We start from the raw sequence: 17,849 nt of genomic DNA, 5'->3' as shown, positions 1-17,849 counted from the left end.
ACAGGCTTGGAGCAAGAGACTTTCGATCCGCGTCGTCGATCGCACGCGGAAGTTACTGCCGTAGCGCGGCCGAAATTGCGTTCAATCCGCCTCTCAATTCGGCCTCCGTCGGCCAGCCGAAGCCGACGCGGAAGAAGCGCTTTTCCATCTCGAACCAGTGGCCGGGCCCGACATAGGTGCCGTGGTCTTCCAACAGCCTGATATAGAACCGGTCGAGGTCGAAGCTGGACTCGACATTGAGGCGCGGGAAACCGACGACACCGCCCTCAGGCCGCACCCAGTCGACCAGCGGCTCGCGGTCGATCCAGGCCTGGACGATGTCGCGGCGTCTGGCCATTTCGGGAAGCAGCTTTGCCAGAAACGCGTCCCGGCGATCCAGCATGCCACGCGCAATGCCTTCGTCGATGACGCTGCCGCAGATGCCGATCTGCTCCTTGGCGGCGAGGAATTTTTCCTGGAGGGCTGCATGCCTGGTGATCAGCCAGCCGATGCGGATGCCGGGAATGCCGAAGGCTTTTGACAGCGACGAGACGCTGATGGCCTTTTTGCTCAGGGAGGCCGCCACTGGCAGGCGCTTGCCATAGGAAAGATCGCGGTAGGTTTCGTCGACCAGCAAATGGCAGCCACTGGCCTCGGCGAGCGCGACCAGCGCGTCGAGATCGGCGCGGCTCATCATGGTCCCGGTCGGGTTGTGCGGGCAAGTAACGCTGATCATCCTGGTGTTCGGCCGCATCGCTGCCTTGATGCGCTCGACGTCGATGGCAAAGCCTTCCTCGAATACCAGGTCGACGAAGCTGATGGCGCAGCCGATCGCCCTCGGGGTTTCGATGTTGGTGGCGTAGTTGGGCCTGATGACGACGAGGTGGTCGCTTACCGACAGCAGCGAGGTCGAGATGATGAACAGCGCGCCGGCGGCACCCGCTGTGACCAGCACATCGTCGGGCGCGATGCCGGCATCCTGCGCGGCGATCAGGTCGCGCAACACCTTGTCGCCGCGGTGCTCGCCGTAAAAGAGCGTCAGGTCGGGCAGCGAGAGGCCGATGTCGGAGAGCTTCTGGTCGGCAATCGAGCTTTCGGAGAGATTGTAGCGGATACGCTCATAGCCGTACTCCTCCGGAGCTTCTCTCTCGATCACCATCCTGGTGTAGTTCATCGCTTCCCCCCGGAGCGGTTCACCGTTTCACGGAAACGGCAAACAGCTCCATCCCCTTGTCTAGACGCAATTCCGGACGGAAAACCACACTTTTCCTGGAATTGCTCAAAGCTTGTCTGGTTCATCCAAGCCACAAAAGCATGAAGCCTGCCAAGGCGGAATCGCCGGCAGGCTTCAGACAAAACATTGGCTCAGATGAAACCGCTCAGGCCGAAACCTTGGCCTTCCTGCCCTTCGACTTGGCAGGCGCCGGCGCGACGGCCTTGCGGCCGAGCCCGATCGACTTCGCCAGTTCCGAGCGCGAAGCGGCGTAGTTGGGTGCGACCATCGGATAGTCCGACGGCAAGCCCCATTTGGCGCGGTAGGCGTCCGGCGTCAGGCCGAAATGCACGCCGATATGACGCTTCAGCGATTTGAACTTCTTGCCGTCCTCGAGGCAGATGATGAAATCCGGCGTCACCGACTTCTTCGGGTTGACGGCGGGGACCAGCGGTGCCGCCACCGGAGCGACCGGCTGGCCGAGCCCGCTGATCGAGGCGCTGACGCTGGCGATCAGCTCGGGAAGGCCGGACGCAGGCAGGCGATTCTTCTCGACATAGGCCGATACGATATGGGCTGTCAGTTCGAGAAGGTCGAGGGTCTTGCTGGCGTGGCTGTTTTCGTCGGTCAATCTATTTTCCTCCATCCATGGCGCATGACCTCGAAAATGGGGCCGTTTTCAAAAAGGATGATGCGCAAAATTAAAGTGCGTCGTCTTTGTGCGTCGCGCGCGACGCGATGTAGTGGGGCTGACTTCCTAGTCGGCAAATCTGCACAAAGCAATCTATCGGCGCGACATCACACGCCATTTTGAACAACTATACTAAACTGTAATAATATCAGACGATCAAGGCCTTGTCGCGCCACAGACGAAATCCGCCTTCGAAAGCGCGTGTGTTGTCACCGCGCCTGGAGTCGGGGGGCAATTCGTCGAGCTTGTCGACATTGCCGCCGCCGATGACGACATAGTCTGGCTGCAGGGCGGCGCGCAGCCGGTTGACGACGTCGAAGACATAGCCGCGCCACTTCTTCTTGCCGCGCTTTACCAGGCCGCGTTCGCCGACATAGTCCTCGAAACTCTGGCCTTTTTTGTAGGGGAGATGGGCGAGTTCCATCGGCTGGCCGACATTGTCGAGGACCATCGCCGCACCGAGGCCGGTTCCGAGGCCCAGGAACAGCATGCGCCCGCCCTCATAGCTGCCGAGGGCCTGCATCAGCGCGTCGTTGACCACCTTGACCGGCTTGCCGAACTCAGCGGCGAAATCGAAGCCGGCCCAGCCCTTGCCGAGATTCATGGGATCGAGCACCGGCTTGTTGTGGCGCACAGGGCCCGGATAGCCCATCGAGATGACGTCGTAGGACAGGCCCTCGGCGAGCTTCTTCACCTTGCCGATCATCTGCCGTGGCGTCAGGTCAGGCCCGGAATCCGCCCGGCGCTCGGTGCCACCGTCGCTGGTCAGGATCTTGACGTGCGACCCGCCAATATCGATCGAAAGGACGACCTGCCCGGTGTCCGACGCAGCCTTCTCAGCCACCTTGGCCATCCTGTCCTCTCCGTTCATGCCACCGGATCAATCCAGCCATTGGGCGGCCCGAAGCCGGCCATGGCGTCCGCCGGTCCCCACGTCTTCGGCTCGTAAAGATGCGGCGGCGTGGTGTCGCCGAGCACCGGACCGACGATGCGCCATGCCAGTTCGGCGGCGTCCTGGCGGGTGAAGAGCTGGCCATTGCCGTTCATGGCGTCGCCGATCAGCCGTTCATAGGGCGGCATGTCGCCCTTCGAATCGTCGAGCGCGGTCAGTTCCACCTGCTCGCCGGTCATGTCGTCGCCGGGCGCCTTGCGCTGGGCGCCGATGGCGATCGTCACCTGCGGGTCGATGCGAAAACGGACGTAATTCTGGTCGGTGGGCTTGATCGGATCGAAGACGTCGAGCGGCGGCCGCTTCAGCCGCACCACCACCTCGGTGACATGCACCGGCATGTTCTTGCCGGCGCGGATGAAGAACGGCACGTCCTGCCAGCGCCAGGTGTCGACGAAGAAGCGCACCGCCGCGAAGGTCTCGACCGGCGAGTTCGGCGCCACGCCGGGCTCGGCGAGATAGCCGGTGAACTGGCCGCGCACGACATCGTCTTTCGTCAATGTCCGGATGGCGCGCAGCACCTGCACCTTCTCGTCGATCAAATCGTCGGCTGAGCGGCCGACCGGCGGCTCCATGGCCAGGAGCAGCAGGATGTTGAGCAGATGGTTCTCGATGACGTCGCGGATAGCGCCGACATCGTCGTAGAAGCGGCCACGCCCTTCGACGCCGAAGTCCTCGGCCATGGTGATCTGCACGCTCTCGACGTAATTGCGGTTCCAGATCGGCTCGAGCAAGGCGTTGGCGAAGCGGAAATAGAGCAGGTTCTGGATCGCTTCCTTGCCGAGATAGTGGTCGATGCGGAAGATCGACTGTTCGTCGAACACGAGGTGCAGCACGCGGTTCAGCCAGCGCGCCGACTGCAGATCATGGCCGAAGGGCTTTTCCACCATCAGCCGCGCGCCATGCGCGGTGCCCGACTGCTCCAGGCCTTGCACGACAGTCTCGAACATGGACGGCGGCACCGCCATGTAGTGCAGCGGCCGCTGGGCGCTGCCGAGTGCCTTCTTCAGCTTCTCGAAGGTGGCCGGATCGCGATAGTCGCCGCTGACATAGCGCAGCAGCGACTCCAGCTTGGCGAACACCTTCTCGTCGATAGCACCGAGCGCGCTGACGATGCCGTCGCGAGCCCGGTCCTGCAATTGCCTCAAGTTCCAGGCATCGAAGGCGACGCCGATCACCGGTTCGGTAAGCGTGCCTTTGGCGACCATCTGGTAAAGCGCTGGAAATATCTTCTTGTGGGCGAGGTCGCCGGTCGCTCCGAAGAGCACCAGCGTGTCGGACCGTTCCTGGCTCATGTCTGCGTCTCCCCGGCCGCCGTCACTTGCCGTCCTTCAGTTTTTCGATGTGACCGCCGAAGGCATAACGCATGGCGGACAACAGTTTGTCGGCGAATTCGGATTCGCCTTGCGAGGAGAAGCGATCGAACAGGGCCGAGGACAGCACCGGCGCCGGCACGCCGGTGTCGATCGCCGCCTTCAGCGTCCAGCGTCCCTCGCCGGAATCCGAGACCCGGCCGCCGAATTGCGCCAGACCCGGATCGCTCTTCAGCGCGCCGGCGGTGAGATCGAGCAGCCAGGAGCCGATCACGCTGCCATGCCGCCAGACCTCAGCCACCTGCGGCAGGTCGACGTCGAACTGGTAGTATTGCGGGTTTTCGAGCGGGCTGGTCTCGGCGTCCGCCATACGCTGCCGCTTGCCGGCATTGGCCGATTTCAGGATGTTCATGCCTTCGGCATAGGCGGCCATGACGCCATATTCGATGCCGTTGTGCACCATCTTGACGAAGTGGCCGGCGCCGCTCGGTCCGCAATGCAGGTAGCCATAGGGCGCGGTGCCGGCGGTCTTGTCCGGGGTGGGCGCGCCGGCATCGGCGCCAGGCGCCAGCGTGGCAAAGACCGAATCGAGGTGCTGCACCGCCACGTCGGGGCCGCCGATCATCAGGCAGTAGCCGCGTTCCAGGCCCCAGACACCGCCGCTGGTGCCGACATCGACAAGGTGGATGCCCTTGGCGGCCAGTTTCGCGGCCTGATCGACCGCGTCGTGATAGTAGGAATTTCCGCCGTCGATGACGATGTCGCCAGGCTCCATCAGCGCCGCGACCTGATCGATGATCTTGCCGGTGATCGCCGCCGGCAGCATCAGCCAGACGCAGCGCGGCTTGGCGAGCTTGCCGACGAATTCCGCCATCGAGGCTGCTCCGGACGCGCCGTCGCTCACCAGCGCCGCGACGCTGGCCGGATTGATGTCGTAGACGACGCATTCGTGGCCGTCGCGCATCAAGCGCCGCACCATGTTGGCGCCCATCCGGCCCAGTCCCATCATTCCGATCTGCATGGTTTCGTCCTGTTTCCTAGAGATTTGCTGGGTTTGTCGAGGAAGGATCTACTGGCTGTCCTGAGCGCCTGACATGACGGAGAAGTCGACATTCTCCCAATCGCCGGTTCCGGGCCAGAAAAAAGTGAAGATCAGCGTGCTTCCGCTGGGGAGGCTGGCCGTGGGCAGATCGACAAGGTGAATGCCGAAAGCGTTCTCCCCGGTCTGGCTGTCGTGGGCGGTTGCCCAACTGTCGGTGCTCCAGTGGACAGTGGCTGCTGTCAGCAATTCGATACGCAGCGTCTTGCCGGCCGGCAGCGCGCGGATCTTGTTGTTGAAGCGCCATGTCCTGAATGGCGAAACGGTGTTGTCCTCGATGTAGCGCCTCACGCCTTGCGGCGGCATGTCGAAGACGGCGCCGTCGCGCAGCGAGCGCAACAGCTTGATATGTTCGGAATGCGCCCAGACCAGTGGCATGGCGCTGCCTGATGGCTTGCCATACAACAGTTCGCGCTCGGGAATATCGGCGCCGTCCCAGACCTGTTCGGGCAGCAGGCCGCCGGGTCCGGCCGACCGTTCCAGCGCATCGAGCAGGCGGGCCGCCTTGTCCTTGCGCCCAGCCGCCAGCTCGTAATGGGCGCGTTCGCCGGCGAGCAGCGGCCACGGCCGGCCCTGGCCGGTGCCGTCGAAGGGCGAGCCATCCTCGTGTTCACCATAGCCGTCGCTGTTGTAGCGGTACCAGAGCGGTCCTTGCGGCAGCTCGCAGCGCAACTGCGCGTCGATGGCCTTGACGGTGTCGACGATGCGCGGATCGTCGGCGGCCCTCAGGCCAAAGCGCACCAGGGCCAGTGCGTCCGGGCTGACGATTTCTTCGACCGGCCGTTCCGTGTCGCCGGGCGGCCGGTTCTTGATCGGGACATAGCCATCCTTCGGCGAGCCGGCATCGGCGCTGTCGGGCGGCGCGATGCGGACGTAGTAGCCGCCGACGCCCACGGCCCTGCAGATGGCGGTGCCGGTGACATAGGTCCAGCGCTCGACCTGGTCGTTCCAGCAGTCGGCGGTCTCGCGCAGATAGCTTGCCGCGTCCCGCTTGCCGCAGGCATCGAGCAGGTCGGCGCCGGCAAGCAGTGCCGCAATCTCGACGGCCAGCGTGAACGGGCTGTAGCCGGCGTCTTCTTCCCAGCGGTCCTCGCCGGTCACGGGACCATTGCGCACGACATAGGACGCCGCGCGCTCAATCATCGGCAGGAAGGCCCTGAGCCTGGCAGTCGGCAGGTGGCCAGCGCGATGCAGGGCATCGGCCAGCAGCATGGGGAAGGCGCATTCGTCCATCTGGATGCCGGGCCAATACGCGGAGCCGTCGAGCCAGGCGTTCTGCGGCCAATGGCCGTCCGGTTGTTGGATGGAGCGGAGGTATTCCAGGATCTGCAGTGCCGAAGCGGCATCGCCGGCGGCGAGATAGCCGCCCGCCGTTTCGACCAGGTCGCGCGGCCAGACCAGGTGATAGCCGCCGAGATCGTCGTCACCTTTGTCGAACCCCCACGGGATCGACAGGCTGGCCACCGCCGCGCCCGGCATGGCCGATGACCGGTGGGCGGCCAGCATCGCGGTGGAGACGCGGTAGCTGTTTACTCCGGGCACCCCGGGCGTCCGGTCGCGGTCCAGTGGCAGCAGCCCCGCCTGCCATTTGCGCCATTTTTCGACATAGGATTTCGCCGCCGGTTCAAAACCCCGTTTCAGGCTGGCGAAGGCGCTTTCGGCGGCTTCGTCTGGAGTCGCGCCAAAACCCAACGCCAACACGGCTTTTGTGTTGACGGCGGTGAAACCGATCTCGCCGGTCAGCGCTACATTGCCGTCCTCGGCGCGCCGCCAAGCCGGATCGAGCTTGCCGGCATGGTTCAATTGCTGCCAACCGTCGGAGAAGCCTACATAGCCGGCCGAACAATCCCGCCAGGGCAGCGACGAGGCCAGCGCCAGGCAGGTGCCGCGCCCCGAGGCAAACAGGACAGGCTTTCCCTGGTACTCGCCGACCCAGGCGGTGTTGCCCATGCCGGCATTGACCAGATGCGGCGCCAGAAGCGCGTAGACGCGGTAGTCGGCGACGGAGCCCTTCAGCGGGTTGAAGGTGATCTCCTGCAGCAAGGTCGGGCGCGCCGGATCGGCCAGAATGCGCTTCTCGATCTGGTAGGCGCCGTCATCGGCCGTGTTGGCCAGCCTGTAGGCGGGCACGCCGTCCTCGAACGGCTCGACGCCGTGCGCGGCATCCCGCTTCTCCTCGGAGAAATATCCATCCCTGCCGGTGACGATCAGGCCGAGGTCGCGCGTGCAGGCGCTGTCGACGCGCGGATAGTACACCTCGTTCAGGATGCCGTGGCTGATGGTGAACCAGACGCGACTGGACGGCGAAAGCGCCGATCCGACGCCGCTCTTGGCGCTAGAGGTCCAGCGCGCGGGAATTCCCGGTGCGCCCGGCGGCACAGTCGGCGTCATGCTTGTTCGCTCTCCTGGCCCGTATGCCTAGCCATCAACCGGAGCCATTTCAATCAGCGCACCGCAAGTTGATCGCCGGCGTACATCGGATTGCGGTTGACAGCCCGCCGGCCTTCTGCACTTTTGTCTGACAATAGATAAAAAACAGGATCGCACCGCGAAATCATCGACAACCAAACTGATCAGCAACTCTCGGGAGGAGTATCACATGAAGAAGCTATTGGTTCTCAGCACGCTTGCGGCGGTGCTCGCAGCCGGTACGGCTTTGGCCGACACCAGCGGCAAGAAGATCGCGTTCTCCAACAATTACGCCGGCAATTCGTGGCGGCAGGCGATGCTCGACAGCTACGGCATCGTCACCAAGAAGGCGGTCGACGACAAGATCGTCGGCGCGGCCGATGTCTTTACCACCGCCGACAAGGAGGTGCCGACCCAGGCCGCTCAGGTGCAGAACCTGATCCTGCAGGGCTACGATGCCATCGTCATCAACGCCGCCTCGCCGGATGCGCTCAACGGCGCCATCAAGCAGGCTTGCGATGCCGGCATCACCGTCGTTTCCTTCGACGGCACCGTGACCGAGCCTTGCGCCTACCGCGTCGTCGTCGACTTCAAGGACATGGGCAAGCAGGAAGTCGAGCATATGGCCAAGTTCCAGCCCAAGGGTGGCAATCTGCTTGAAATCCGGGGCCTGGCCGGCACTTCGATCGACGACGCCATCCATGCCGGTATCCTCGAGGGCGTTGCCGCCCATCCCGAGTTCAAGATCGTCGGCTCGGTCACCGGTGACTGGGACCAGACCACGGCGCAGAAGGCGGTGGCGACCATCCTGCCGTCGCTGCCCGACATCGTCGGCATCGTCGACCAGGGCGGCGACGGCTATGGCGCCGCGCAAGCCTTCGCCGCAGCCAACAAGCCGCGCCCGACCATCATCATGGGCAACCGGCAGGACGAATTGAAGTGGTGGAAGGAACAGAAGGACAAGGACGGCTACCAGACCTGGTCGGCCTCGATCGCGCCTGGCGTGTCGACGCTCGCCTTCTGGGTGGCACAGCAGGTGCTCGATGGCCGCAAGGACATCCCGCACGATCTGCTGGTGCCGTATCTCGCCTTCACCCAGGACGATTTCGAGGCGGCCCTGCCGAAGATCAAGGAGGGCGGTGTCGCCACCCACGAATACACGCAGGAAGATGCCATCGCGGCGATCAAAGCCAACATCAAGTGAAAGTCGCACACGCGTTGCCGCGCGCACCACTGAGCGGATATCGTTGAGCATGGCTGCAGGCAATACGGACATCAGACTGAGCGGCGCCGAAAGACAATTCGGCGCCGCCAATACTTTCATCGTAAGACTTGACGGTGCCGAAAAGCATTTCGGCGCCGTCAGGGCGCTGGGCGGGGTGGATTTCCATGTCGGACCCGGCGAATGCGTCGGCCTCGTCGGCCATAACGGCGCCGGCAAGTCGACGCTGATGCACATGGTGGCCGGCACCTCGACGCCCGACAGCGGGACGATCGGGGTGCATGGCGGCATCGAGGAGAACTACTCGGTGTCGCGAGCGCAGCAGCTCGGCATACGCTGCGTGTTCCAGGAGCTCTCGCTCTGTCCCAATCTCAGCGTCGCCGAAAACACGCGCATCAACCATGCTTCGCTCTCCGGCTTCGGCTGGCGGCGCAGGGCGGCCGAGCTGATCGCCGCCAAGCTCGATGAGATCTTCCCGGACCATGGCATCTCGGCCTGGGACATTGTCGGCGATCTCTCGATCGGCCGGCGCCAGATGGTCGAGGTGGCGCGCGCCTTCACGGTGACACAGGACCGGCTCGACCTGGTCATCCTCGACGAGCCGACCTCGTCGCTCGACGCGCACACGGCCGGCCAGCTGCTGGCTTTCGTGCGCCGCTTCGTCGCCGGCGGCAAAAGCTGCATCCTGATCTCGCACGTGCTGGGTGAAGTGTTGCGGAACGCCGACCGCATCGTCGTGATGCGCGACGGCAAGGTGGTGGCGTCGGACGTGGCTGGTGCCTTCGATCGCGACCGGCTGGTGACGGTGATGGGCGGAGCCGAGGCGCGCGAGAAGGTCGCCGCACAGGCGGCTGCCGCCAAGCCAGGCGCCAGTCCGCTGCGCGTCAGGGCGCGGCCCGCCGGGCAGACTGACGGTAAGGACCTTGTCGCCCGCGCGGGCGAGATCATCGGCCTTGCCGGGCTGGCCGGGCACGGACAGACCGACTTGCTGCTGCGGATCTTTAATGCCGCCGCACGCGCCAAGGCCGGCATCGAGGTCACGGCGCCGGTGGCGCTGGTGGCGGGCGACCGCCAGTCGGACGGTATTTTTCCGCAATGGTCGATTGCGCAGAATATCGGCATCCGCTCGCTGGCGCGTCTGCGCAACGGGTTGCTGATCTCGCCGCGGCGCGAGGCGGAGCTCGCCGATGCCTGGAAGAAGAAGATCGGCATCCGCACGCCTGACATGAACAACAACATCTTCTCGCTGTCGGGCGGCAACCAGCAGAAGGCCCTGTTTGCCCGCGCACTGGGCTCCGATGCCGAAATCGTGCTGATGGACGATCCGATGCGCGGCGTCGACATCGGCACGAAGCTGGAGGTCTACGACCTCGTGCGCGAAGAAGCGGGTCGCGGCCGCACCTTCCTCTGGTACACGACCGAAACCGAAGAGCTCGACAATTGCGACCACATCTATGTCTTCAAGAACGGCCGCATCGTCGCCAATCTGACGCGCGACGAGCTGACCGAAGAGAAGATCATCCAGTCCTCCTTCGGCGATGCGGCCTGAAATGACGGCGACGCCAATGGACAATGGCTTCAAGGGGTCGGCGGCACGCAATGCGGCGGCACGGGCGCGGCTGTTGCGTGGCCTGCTGCCGGCGCTGTCGCTGGCGCTGGTGTTGGCGGCAATCGCCTGGCTCAACCCGCGCGCCATCAGCTATTTCGGCTTCAGCCTGATGCTGAACCTGGCGATTCCGATCGCGCTGGCGACGATCGCGCAGATGTTCGTCATCGCCGGCAACGAGCTCGACCTCTCGATCGGCACTTTCGTCGGCTTTGTCGGCTGCGTCACCGCGACCTGGCTGAAGGACGCACCGCTCATCGGCGTCCTCATTCTCGTCGGATCGATCGGCATTTATGCGCTGCTCGGCGCGCTGATCCACATGCGCAACCTGCCCTCGATCGTGGTGACGCTCGGCATGAGTTTCGTCTGGCAGGGGCTGGCCATCCTCGTCCTGCCCAAACCCGGCGGCAAGGCGCCGGACTGGTTGCTGGCGATCATGGCGTTCAAGCCGCCTGCCATTCCATTTCCGATCATCGCCGCGCTGCTGATCGCCGCGGTCGTGCATTTTGGTTTGATGCGCACCTCCTACGGCGTGATCCTGCGCGGCTCCGGCGGCAATCCGGCGGCACTGCGACGCGCCGGCTGGTCGCTGCTCAAGACCAAGATCGTGCTGTTCGCGCTGGCCGGTCTTTTCGGCGTGCTGTCGGGCATGGCGCTGATCGGCATCACCACCTCGGCGGATGCCAATATCGGCAATGGCTACACGCTGCTGGCCATCGCCGGCGTCATCCTCGGCGGTGGCGAGTTCGTCGGCGGCCGGGTCTCGCCGATCGGTGCTGTCATCGGCGCGCTGACGCTGGCGCTGGCCGCCTCGCCGCTGCTCACCTTCATGCACATTCCGCCCGACTGGCAGGTGGCCGCCAACGGCGCCATCCTGATCATCGTGCTGGCGGCGCGGGTGCTGATCAGCCGCAGGGAAAGGTGAGCGATGGCTTCGCTGAAAAAGCTGCTCACAAAACCGTGGATCTGGTCGTTTGTCGGTGCGCTGCTGGTGTGGCTGGCGACGATCGCCTTCACCGGCGGCTATGGCGGCGGCGGCATGGTCACGGCCGCATTGTCGCTTGCCGTGTTCACCGTCATCGTCGGCGTCGGCCAGATGTTCGTCATCACGCTCGGGCCCGGCAATGTCGACCTGTCGCTGCCGGCCAATATCGGCTTGGCAAGCGCGGTTGCCATGAAGGTGATGGGCGGCAGCGATGCCATGATCGTGGTCGGACTGCTGGCGGCGCTCGCCTGTGGTGCCGCGATCGGCGTCATCAACTATCTGCTGATCTGGGCGCTGCGCATCCCGCCGATCATCGCGACGCTGTCGGCGAGCTTCATCATCCAGTCGGTCGACATCAGCTATGGGCGCGGGCTGCAGATCAAGCCGCCGCCCGGCTTCGCCGATTTCACCAACTGGCAGGTGCTGGGCATTCCCGTGCTGGCGATCCTCACCGTGCTGTTCACCATCGGTGCGGCCATCGCCTTGCAGCGCATGGTCTACGGCCGCTCGGTGCTGGCGATCGGACAGAACATCCGAGCCGCCTGGCTCGCCGGCGTCAATGTCGGGCGTATCCGCTTCCTCACCTACACGCTGTCAGGCGCGCTCGGCGGCATCGACGGCGCGCTGCTCGCCGGCTATTTCCGCGGCGCCAATGTCGATATCGGCAATGAATATTTGCTCGCCTCGATCGCCGTCGTCGTCATCGGCGGCACGTCGGTGGCCGGCGGCAAGGCCAATGTGCCCGGCGTCTGGGGCGCGGCGCTGTTCCTGGTGCTGCTGCTCACCATGCTCAACACATTCGGCGTCAGCGCCGGCGTGCGGTTGCTGCTGACCGGGCTGATCATCGTAGGGGTGATCACGGCGGCGGGTGGCGAGAAGGCAGTGCGCTGACTGCAACGTCTAGGACGCGACCTCAGCCTGTCGGGCCAACAATTGGACCAGCCGGTTCCCATTCGCGGCGTGGCCTAGTAAACCGGTCCCCGATCTCAGTCGGTCTCGGGAGGCCTCCGCTTGTCCAGTTCTGTCAGTGTCGCGAATGACGGTGGCGTTGCCATCCTCACCATCGACAATCCGCCAGTCAACGCGCTGAGTTTTTACGTCCGCGAGCCACTGATGCAGGCGCTGATCGCTTTGCAGGATGACACATCGGTCGTGGCGATCGTCATTGCCTGCGCCGGCCGGACCTTCGTTGCCGGCGCCGACATCACCGAATTCGGCAGGCCGGTGCAGCAGCCAGACCTGCGTGCCATCGTGGCGGCGCTTGAAGCCATCGCCAAGCCGACGGTGGCCGCCATTCACGGCACCGCGCTCGGCGGCGGGCTGGAACTGGTGCTAGGCTGCCATTTCCGCGTTGCCGATCAAGGCGCAAAACTCGGCTTGCCCGAAGTGAAGCTCGGCCTCTTGCCGGGCGGCGGCGGCACAGTGCGGCTGCCGCGTCTTGTTGGTGCCGTGAAGGCCCTGAGGATGATCGTTTCCGGCACGCCGATCGGTGCTGACGAGGCGCACGGGGCCGGCCTGGTCGACGCCGTCTTCGCGGGCGATCTGACCACCCATGCCGTGAACTTCGTCCGCGAAATGGCCCGCAAGGGGGGGCCCTTCACGCTGGTGCGTGATCGCGATGAGGGGCTTAGGGAAACCGATCTGGCGGCCTTCGATGCCGAGGCGGCGGATTTGGCTGGGAAGGCGCGGGGGCTCGAGGCGCCGATCGCCTGTGCGCAGGCCGTGCGCAATGCCGTCACGCTGCCCTTCGACGAGGCGCTGGCGGCGGAGCGGGCGCTGTTCGTCAAGCTCGTCGCCAGCGACCAGTCGCGCGCGCAGCGGCATCTGTTCTTCGCAGAACGCGAGGCGGCCAAGCTTCCCGGCAATGTCGTCAAGCGCAGGATCGCCCGCGTCGGCGTTATCGGCGCCGGCACGATGGGCGGCGGTATCGCCATGGCTTTCGCCAATGGCGGCTTTCCCGTCACCTTGCTGGAAACCAGCCAGGAAGCGTTGCAGCGGGGGCTGGCGACGATCGAGAAGAATTACGCCGTCTCGGTCGCGCGCCGCTCCTTGAGCGAAGACGCCAAGCGGCAGCGGCTCGGTCAGTTCAAAGGCTCGATCGACCATGCCGATCTCGCGGATTGCGACCTGATTATCGAGGCGGCGTTCGAGGACATGGCGGTCAAGAAAGAAATCTTCGGCAAGCTCGACGCAGTGGCGAAACCTGGCGCTATCCTTGCCACCAACACCTCCTATCTCGACATCGACGAGATCGCCGCCTCGACCTCGCGGCCGCAGGATGTGCTCGGCCTGCATTTCTTCTCGCCGGCCAACGTCATGAAGCTTCTGGAGATCGTGCGGGCGCAAAAGACGGCGCCCGATGCGCTGGCGACCGTGGTCGACATGGCAAGGCGGATCGGCAAGGTGGCTGTCGTCGTCGGCGTCTGCCACGGCTTCGTCGGCAACCGCATGCTGGCGGCGCGTGGCTCGGAATTGGAAGCGCTGCTGCTGGAGGGCGCGACTCCCAGCCGGATCGACAAGGCATTCATCGATTTCGGCTGGCCGATGGGGCCGTTCCAGATGGGCGACCTGGCCGGCCTCGACATCGGCTGGCGCAACCGCAAGGCGCGCCGCCTGACGGCCGTCATCGCCGATACACTGTGCGAACAGGGCCGTTTCGGTCAGAAGACCGGCCGTGGCTTCTATCTCTACGAGAACGGTTCGCGCACGCCGGCACCCGATCCCGAGGTCGAGGCGCTGATCCGTGACAAGGCCGCCGAGAAGGGCATCGCGCCGCGCACGATCAGCGCCGACGAGATCATCGAGCGCACGCTCTATCCCCTGGTCAACGAGGGGGCGAAGATACTGGAGGAAGGGATTGCTGCCCGCGCCTCCGACATCGACGTCGTCTGGGTCAATGGCTACGGCTTTCCCGTCGGCAAGGGCGGTCCGATGTTCTGGGCCGGCCTGGAAGGCGGGGCCAGGATCGTCGAGCGGCTCGAATATTGGCACGAGCGGACCGGCAAGGATGTTTTCAAGCCAGCGCCTTTGCTCAAGCGGATGGCAGAGACCGGCTCCTGGGAAGCCGGGTCAACAGCCGGGATCCGAGGGTAGTCAGCGGCCTGCGGGAATCATCGGATCCGCGCGTCGATGATCTCGACGAAGCGGGCGAAAAGGCCGGCCTGCGACTTGATCTTGAGCTTGCGGTAGATGTTGCGGCGATGGACCTTCACCGTTCCCGGCACGATGCGCATGGCCCTGGCGATCGATTCCGTTGAATGCCCCTGCAGCACAAGGTCGACGACGTGTTTTTCGCGCGGCGTCAGCGACAGGCTTTTCCAGATATGGGCGCGGTCGAACTCGTTGACCGCGGCGATTTCCTCGTCCTGCTTCGTCTCGGCCGGCTCGTCGGCGGGAAGGGCAGGCCAGCGCAATCGGATGAAGCTGATCACGGCCGGCGCCATGTCGCGCAGCAGCCTGGCATCGGCGGTGCCGAACGGGCCGGAAGTGCTGAGCCGCATCAGCGACAGCACCAGCGCGTCCTTGCCCGGCAGCGGCACGAAGAAGCCGACTTCCTCGGCCAGCCTGGTCTGGCTGTAGTAGGAGCGGAAATATTCGCTGGCGTAGAAACGATCAGGCGCGAGTTCCCGCATGCGCCAGAACCCTTCCTTGCGCTCGACCGCCGCGTGATGGAACGGGTCGAGCAGGTAGGGCCCTTCCTGATAGAGCGCGACGAAGACGTGGCTTTCGGCCGGTGTGAACGTCTCGAACAGCAGCGACGGGCGCGCGGCGCCGCGATAGCCGAAGATCACGCAGTGGTCGAAGCCGACATGCTGCCGCAGCCAGTCGACCATCGCTTGGCCGAAAAGATCGCCGCTCGTCTCCCGCGTCGCCGCGACAAGGGTGGCGAGCCGGCTGTATTCGTCGCTGCGGGATCCACTCAATCCATACCACCTCAAACGAGAAAATAGATCAGATATACCACCTGGGAGGTATATACTAGCTGCCATTGGCTCTGGTAGCGTCTTGAAATCACATCGTCCTGTCGCAGGAGCCCGCAGCCTTGTCCGCAGTGCCCGACATCGAATTTCGCGGCGTCACCAAGCGCTATGGCGCGGTGACCGCGGTCAGCGGCATCGACCTTGCCGTGCCACCCTCCGCCTTCGTTGCCCTGCTTGGACCGTCCGGGTGCGGCAAGACGACTTGCCTGCGCATGATCGGCGGCTTCGAGCAGCCGAGCGAAGGCCAGGTGTTTATCCGCGGCCAGGACATGGCCGGCACGCCGCCCTACCGGCGGCCGGTCAACATGGTGTTCCAGCAATATGCGCTGTTCCCGCATCTCGACGTGGAAGCCAACGTTTCCTATGGCCTGCGCCAGGCAAGACCACGGCTGTCGTCGCGCGAGCTCGGCCGGCGGGCCGGCGAAGCGCTCGAAATTGTACGGCTCGCCGGCTATGGCGGCCGCAAGATCCACGAATTGTCCGGCGGCCAGCAGCAGCGTGTCGCGCTGGCGCGCGCGCTGGTCAACAAGCCGGCGGTGTTGTTGCTCGATGAGCCGCTGGCGGCGCTCGACAAGAAGCTGCGCACCGACATGCAGATCGAGCTGCAGAACCTGCAGCGCGAGATCGGCATCACCTTCGTGCTGGTCACCCACGACCAGGAAGAAGCGCTGTCGATGAGCGATTTCGTCTGCGTCATGAATGGCGGGCGCATCGTCCAGCTCGGCCAGCCGAGCGAGATCTATGACGAGCCGGCCGACCTGTTCGTGGCCGATTTCGTCGGCAAGACCAATCTTCTTGCCGGCAAGGTTGCCGGTCATGCGGGTGACCTTGTCAGCGTGGCGCTGGCGGACGGCACCGTCATTGCGGCGCGCAAGCGCACTGCCCTGCAACAAGGCGAGGCCGTCTCGGTCAGCCTGCGTCCTGAATCACTCAGCCTTGGCGGGCCGACAAGCGGTCCGCTCAAGGGCGTTGTCCGCAACCGGATTTTCCTGGGCTCGACAGCGGAATACGCGATCGAGGTCCAGGGCATCGGCACTTTGCTCGCCAAGACTGATCACCTGATCGGCCAAGGCAATCTCTTCAAGCCGGGCGAACCCGTCGCCATCGGCTATGCCACCGGAACGCCGCTGGCGTTTCCGGAAACCAAGAACAACGGGACCAACCAGAGGGTAAACAAACATGTCGAAATCATATCGTGACGGACTGCCGATAAGCCCCGAGAATTTCGTCGACCAACTGATGCGCCTGAAGCGTGGCTCGATCGGCCGCCGCGACTTCCTCGGCCTCACCGGACTCGGCATCGCGACGGCGGTGATGGCGCGCGAGATCGGCATCATGCCGACGCCGGCCTTCGCCGCCGAAAGCCTTGGCGACCGCATGTCGATCGCCACCTGGCCGAACTACCATGACCCGCAGACCTTCGAGAACTTCAAGAAGGACACCGGCGTCGCCGTCGAGGTCAACGTGTTCGGCTCCAATGAGGAGATGCTGGCCAAGCTGCAGGCCGGGGCCTCGGGCTGGAGCCTGTTCGTGCCGACCAATTACACGATCTCGACCTACAAGAAGCTCGGCATCATCGAGCCGCTGGAGATGGCGAAGCTGCCGAATTTCGACGGCACCCAGGAAGATCCGCGCTTCACCTCCGAGGGTACCATCGATGGCACTATTTACGCCGTGCCGAAGAACTGGGGCACGACGGGTTTTGCCGTCAACACCAAGAAGCTCACCAAGCCGATGACGAGCTGGAAGGAATTCTGGGATACCGCCATGGCCGAGGGCGACAGCCGCACCATGGTGCATGACTACCAGCTCACGACTATCGGCAATGCGCTGAAATATTACGGCTATTCGTTCAATTCGCTGAAACAGGACGAGCTCGCCAAGGCGGAGGAGTTGCTGCTGAAGGTCAAGCCGCACCTGTTCGCCGTCTCGTCCGATTACCAGCCGGGCATGCGCGCGGGCGACGCCTGGATGACGATGTGCTGGACCAATGACGGCGCGCAGCTCCATCGCGACATTCCCGAGATCGCCTATGTGCTTGGCAAGGAAGGCGGCGAGATCTGGACCGATTTCTATGCCATCCCGAAGGACGCGCCGAACAAGCCCGCCGGCTATGCCTTGCTCAACTATCTGATGAACCCGCAGGTCGCGGTGAAGGAGCACCTGGCCAACGGCGCGCCTTCGACCGATGCGCGGGTCAACAAGCTGCTGCCCAAGGAGGTGCTCGACAATCCGATCCTCTATCCGGCGGCGGACCTGTTGACGCCGCTCGAATTCGGCGCGGCGGCGACGCTGACCGATCCCGGCCGCGCCGAACTGATGGCGCGCTTCAAATCGGCTTGAGACTGGCCTGGACGAAGACAATCGACCGGCGGGCCCATGTCCGCCGGTACCGGGGCGGTT

At 64.5% G+C, this 17,849-nt stretch carries 14 protein-coding genes; 7 read left to right on the top strand and 7 right to left on the bottom strand.

What is annotated here, in order from left to right; all coding sequences use genetic code 11:
• Positions 1 to 52: 52 nt before the first annotated feature.
• The 6 genes from O7A70_RS22875 to O7A70_RS22850 all read right to left on the bottom strand — a co-directional run bounded on the left by O7A70_RS22875 (position 53) and on the right by O7A70_RS22850 (position 7,635).
• The gene (locus O7A70_RS22875) at positions 53 to 1,153 is read right to left on the bottom strand and encodes an aminotransferase class I/II-fold pyridoxal phosphate-dependent enzyme (RefSeq protein ID WP_337142457.1); all 1,101 of its coding nucleotides are present in this window, start codon (positions 1,151 to 1,153) and stop codon (positions 53 to 55) included.
• Between the two features lie 205 nt (positions 1,154 to 1,358).
• A complete protein-coding gene (locus O7A70_RS22870) occupies positions 1,359 to 1,823 on the bottom strand; it encodes a MucR family transcriptional regulator (RefSeq protein WP_027144591.1) in 465 nt (154 codons plus the stop codon).
• A 208-nt stretch (positions 1,824 to 2,031) separates the two neighbouring features.
• Positions 2,032 to 2,736 (bottom strand): ROK family protein, encoded by a 705-nt coding sequence (locus tag O7A70_RS22865; protein ID WP_337142456.1) that lies wholly within the window; start codon positions 2,734 to 2,736, stop codon positions 2,032 to 2,034.
• A gap of 14 nt (positions 2,737 to 2,750) precedes the next feature.
• The gene (gene zwf / locus O7A70_RS22860; RefSeq protein WP_337142455.1) at positions 2,751 to 4,127 is read right to left on the bottom strand and encodes a glucose-6-phosphate dehydrogenase; all 1,377 of its coding nucleotides are present in this window, start codon (positions 4,125 to 4,127) and stop codon (positions 2,751 to 2,753) included.
• Positions 4,128 to 4,149: 22 nt separating this feature from the next.
• Positions 4,150 to 5,166 (bottom strand): phosphogluconate dehydrogenase (NAD(+)-dependent, decarboxylating), encoded by a 1,017-nt coding sequence (gene gnd / locus O7A70_RS22855; protein ID WP_337142454.1) that lies wholly within the window; start codon positions 5,164 to 5,166, stop codon positions 4,150 to 4,152.
• Between the two features lie 48 nt (positions 5,167 to 5,214).
• Complete coding sequence (locus O7A70_RS22850) at positions 5,215 to 7,635, bottom strand: glucan 1,4-alpha-glucosidase (RefSeq protein ID WP_337142453.1); 2,421 nt, start codon at positions 7,633 to 7,635, stop codon at positions 5,215 to 5,217.
• Positions 7,636 to 7,843: 208 nt separating this feature from the next.
• Between O7A70_RS22850 and O7A70_RS22845 the strand changes: the two genes are divergently transcribed.
• The 5 genes from O7A70_RS22845 to O7A70_RS22825 all read left to right on the top strand — a co-directional run bounded on the left by O7A70_RS22845 (position 7,844) and on the right by O7A70_RS22825 (position 14,559).
• A complete protein-coding gene (locus O7A70_RS22845) occupies positions 7,844 to 8,857 on the top strand; it encodes an ABC transporter substrate-binding protein (RefSeq protein WP_027144586.1) in 1,014 nt (337 codons plus the stop codon).
• A gap of 49 nt (positions 8,858 to 8,906) precedes the next feature.
• Positions 8,907 to 10,424, top strand: a complete 1,518-nt coding sequence (locus tag O7A70_RS22840) for a sugar ABC transporter ATP-binding protein (protein WP_337142452.1) — start codon at positions 8,907 to 8,909, stop codon at positions 10,422 to 10,424.
• Between the two features lie 16 nt (positions 10,425 to 10,440).
• The gene (locus tag O7A70_RS22835; protein WP_337142501.1) at positions 10,441 to 11,406 is read left to right on the top strand and encodes an ABC transporter permease; all 966 of its coding nucleotides are present in this window, start codon (positions 10,441 to 10,443) and stop codon (positions 11,404 to 11,406) included.
• Between the two features lie 3 nt (positions 11,407 to 11,409).
• Positions 11,410 to 12,357 carry an ABC transporter permease gene (locus O7A70_RS22830; protein WP_337142451.1) on the top strand — a complete coding sequence of 316 codons (948 nt, stop codon included), beginning with the start codon at positions 11,410 to 11,412 and terminating at the stop codon, positions 12,355 to 12,357.
• Positions 12,358 to 12,477: 120 nt separating this feature from the next.
• A complete protein-coding gene (locus O7A70_RS22825) occupies positions 12,478 to 14,559 on the top strand; it encodes a 3-hydroxyacyl-CoA dehydrogenase NAD-binding domain-containing protein (RefSeq protein WP_337142450.1) in 2,082 nt (693 codons plus the stop codon).
• A 17-nt stretch (positions 14,560 to 14,576) separates the two neighbouring features.
• Here the strand turns inward: O7A70_RS22825 and O7A70_RS22820 are convergent, their stop codons facing one another.
• Complete coding sequence (locus tag O7A70_RS22820; RefSeq protein WP_337142449.1) at positions 14,577 to 15,389, bottom strand: response regulator transcription factor; 813 nt, start codon at positions 15,387 to 15,389, stop codon at positions 14,577 to 14,579.
• Between the two features lie 119 nt (positions 15,390 to 15,508).
• Here O7A70_RS22820 and O7A70_RS22815 point away from each other — a divergent pair, with 119 nt between their 5' ends.
• The gene (locus tag O7A70_RS22815) at positions 15,509 to 16,645 is read left to right on the top strand and encodes an ABC transporter ATP-binding protein (RefSeq protein WP_337142448.1); all 1,137 of its coding nucleotides are present in this window, start codon (positions 15,509 to 15,511) and stop codon (positions 16,643 to 16,645) included.
• Positions 16,626 to 17,789 (top strand): ABC transporter substrate-binding protein, encoded by a 1,164-nt coding sequence (locus O7A70_RS22810; protein ID WP_337142447.1) that lies wholly within the window; start codon positions 16,626 to 16,628, stop codon positions 17,787 to 17,789. The genes O7A70_RS22815 and O7A70_RS22810 overlap by 20 nt, the downstream gene beginning before the upstream one ends.
• The last annotated feature ends 60 nt before the right edge of the window (positions 17,790 to 17,849 follow it).

Origin of the sequence: Mesorhizobium sp. Cs1299R1N1 (assembly GCF_037179655.1) — a bacterium.
Classification (GTDB): Bacteria; Pseudomonadota; Alphaproteobacteria; order Rhizobiales; family Rhizobiaceae; genus Mesorhizobium; species Mesorhizobium salmacidum.
The sequence above is the reverse complement of the archived record's forward strand: the minus strand, read 5'-3'. Positions and strand labels throughout refer to the sequence as shown.

Coding starts and splice junctions, on each gene's coding strand:
- O7A70_RS22875 (WP_337142457.1), bottom strand. CDS start 1,153: ATGAACTACACCAGGATGGTGATCGAGAGAGAAGCTCCGGAGGAGTAC.
- O7A70_RS22865 (WP_337142456.1), bottom strand. CDS start 2,736: ATGGCCAAGGTGGCTGAGAAGGCTGCGTCGGACACCGGGCAGGTCGTC.
- zwf (WP_337142455.1), bottom strand. CDS start 4,127: ATGAGCCAGGAACGGTCCGACACGCTGGTGCTCTTCGGAGCGACCGGC.
- gnd (WP_337142454.1), bottom strand. CDS start 5,166: ATGCAGATCGGAATGATGGGACTGGGCCGGATGGGCGCCAACATGGTG.
- O7A70_RS22850 (WP_337142453.1), bottom strand. CDS start 7,635: ATGACGCCGACTGTGCCGCCGGGCGCACCGGGAATTCCCGCGCGCTGG.
- O7A70_RS22845 (WP_027144586.1), top strand. CDS start 7,844: ATGAAGAAGCTATTGGTTCTCAGCACGCTTGCGGCGGTGCTCGCAGCC.
- O7A70_RS22840 (WP_337142452.1), top strand. CDS start 8,907: ATGGCTGCAGGCAATACGGACATCAGACTGAGCGGCGCCGAAAGACAA.
- O7A70_RS22835 (WP_337142501.1), top strand. CDS start 10,441: ATGGACAATGGCTTCAAGGGGTCGGCGGCACGCAATGCGGCGGCACGG.
- O7A70_RS22830 (WP_337142451.1), top strand. CDS start 11,410: ATGGCTTCGCTGAAAAAGCTGCTCACAAAACCGTGGATCTGGTCGTTT.
- O7A70_RS22810 (WP_337142447.1), top strand. CDS start 16,626: ATGTCGAAATCATATCGTGACGGACTGCCGATAAGCCCCGAGAATTTC.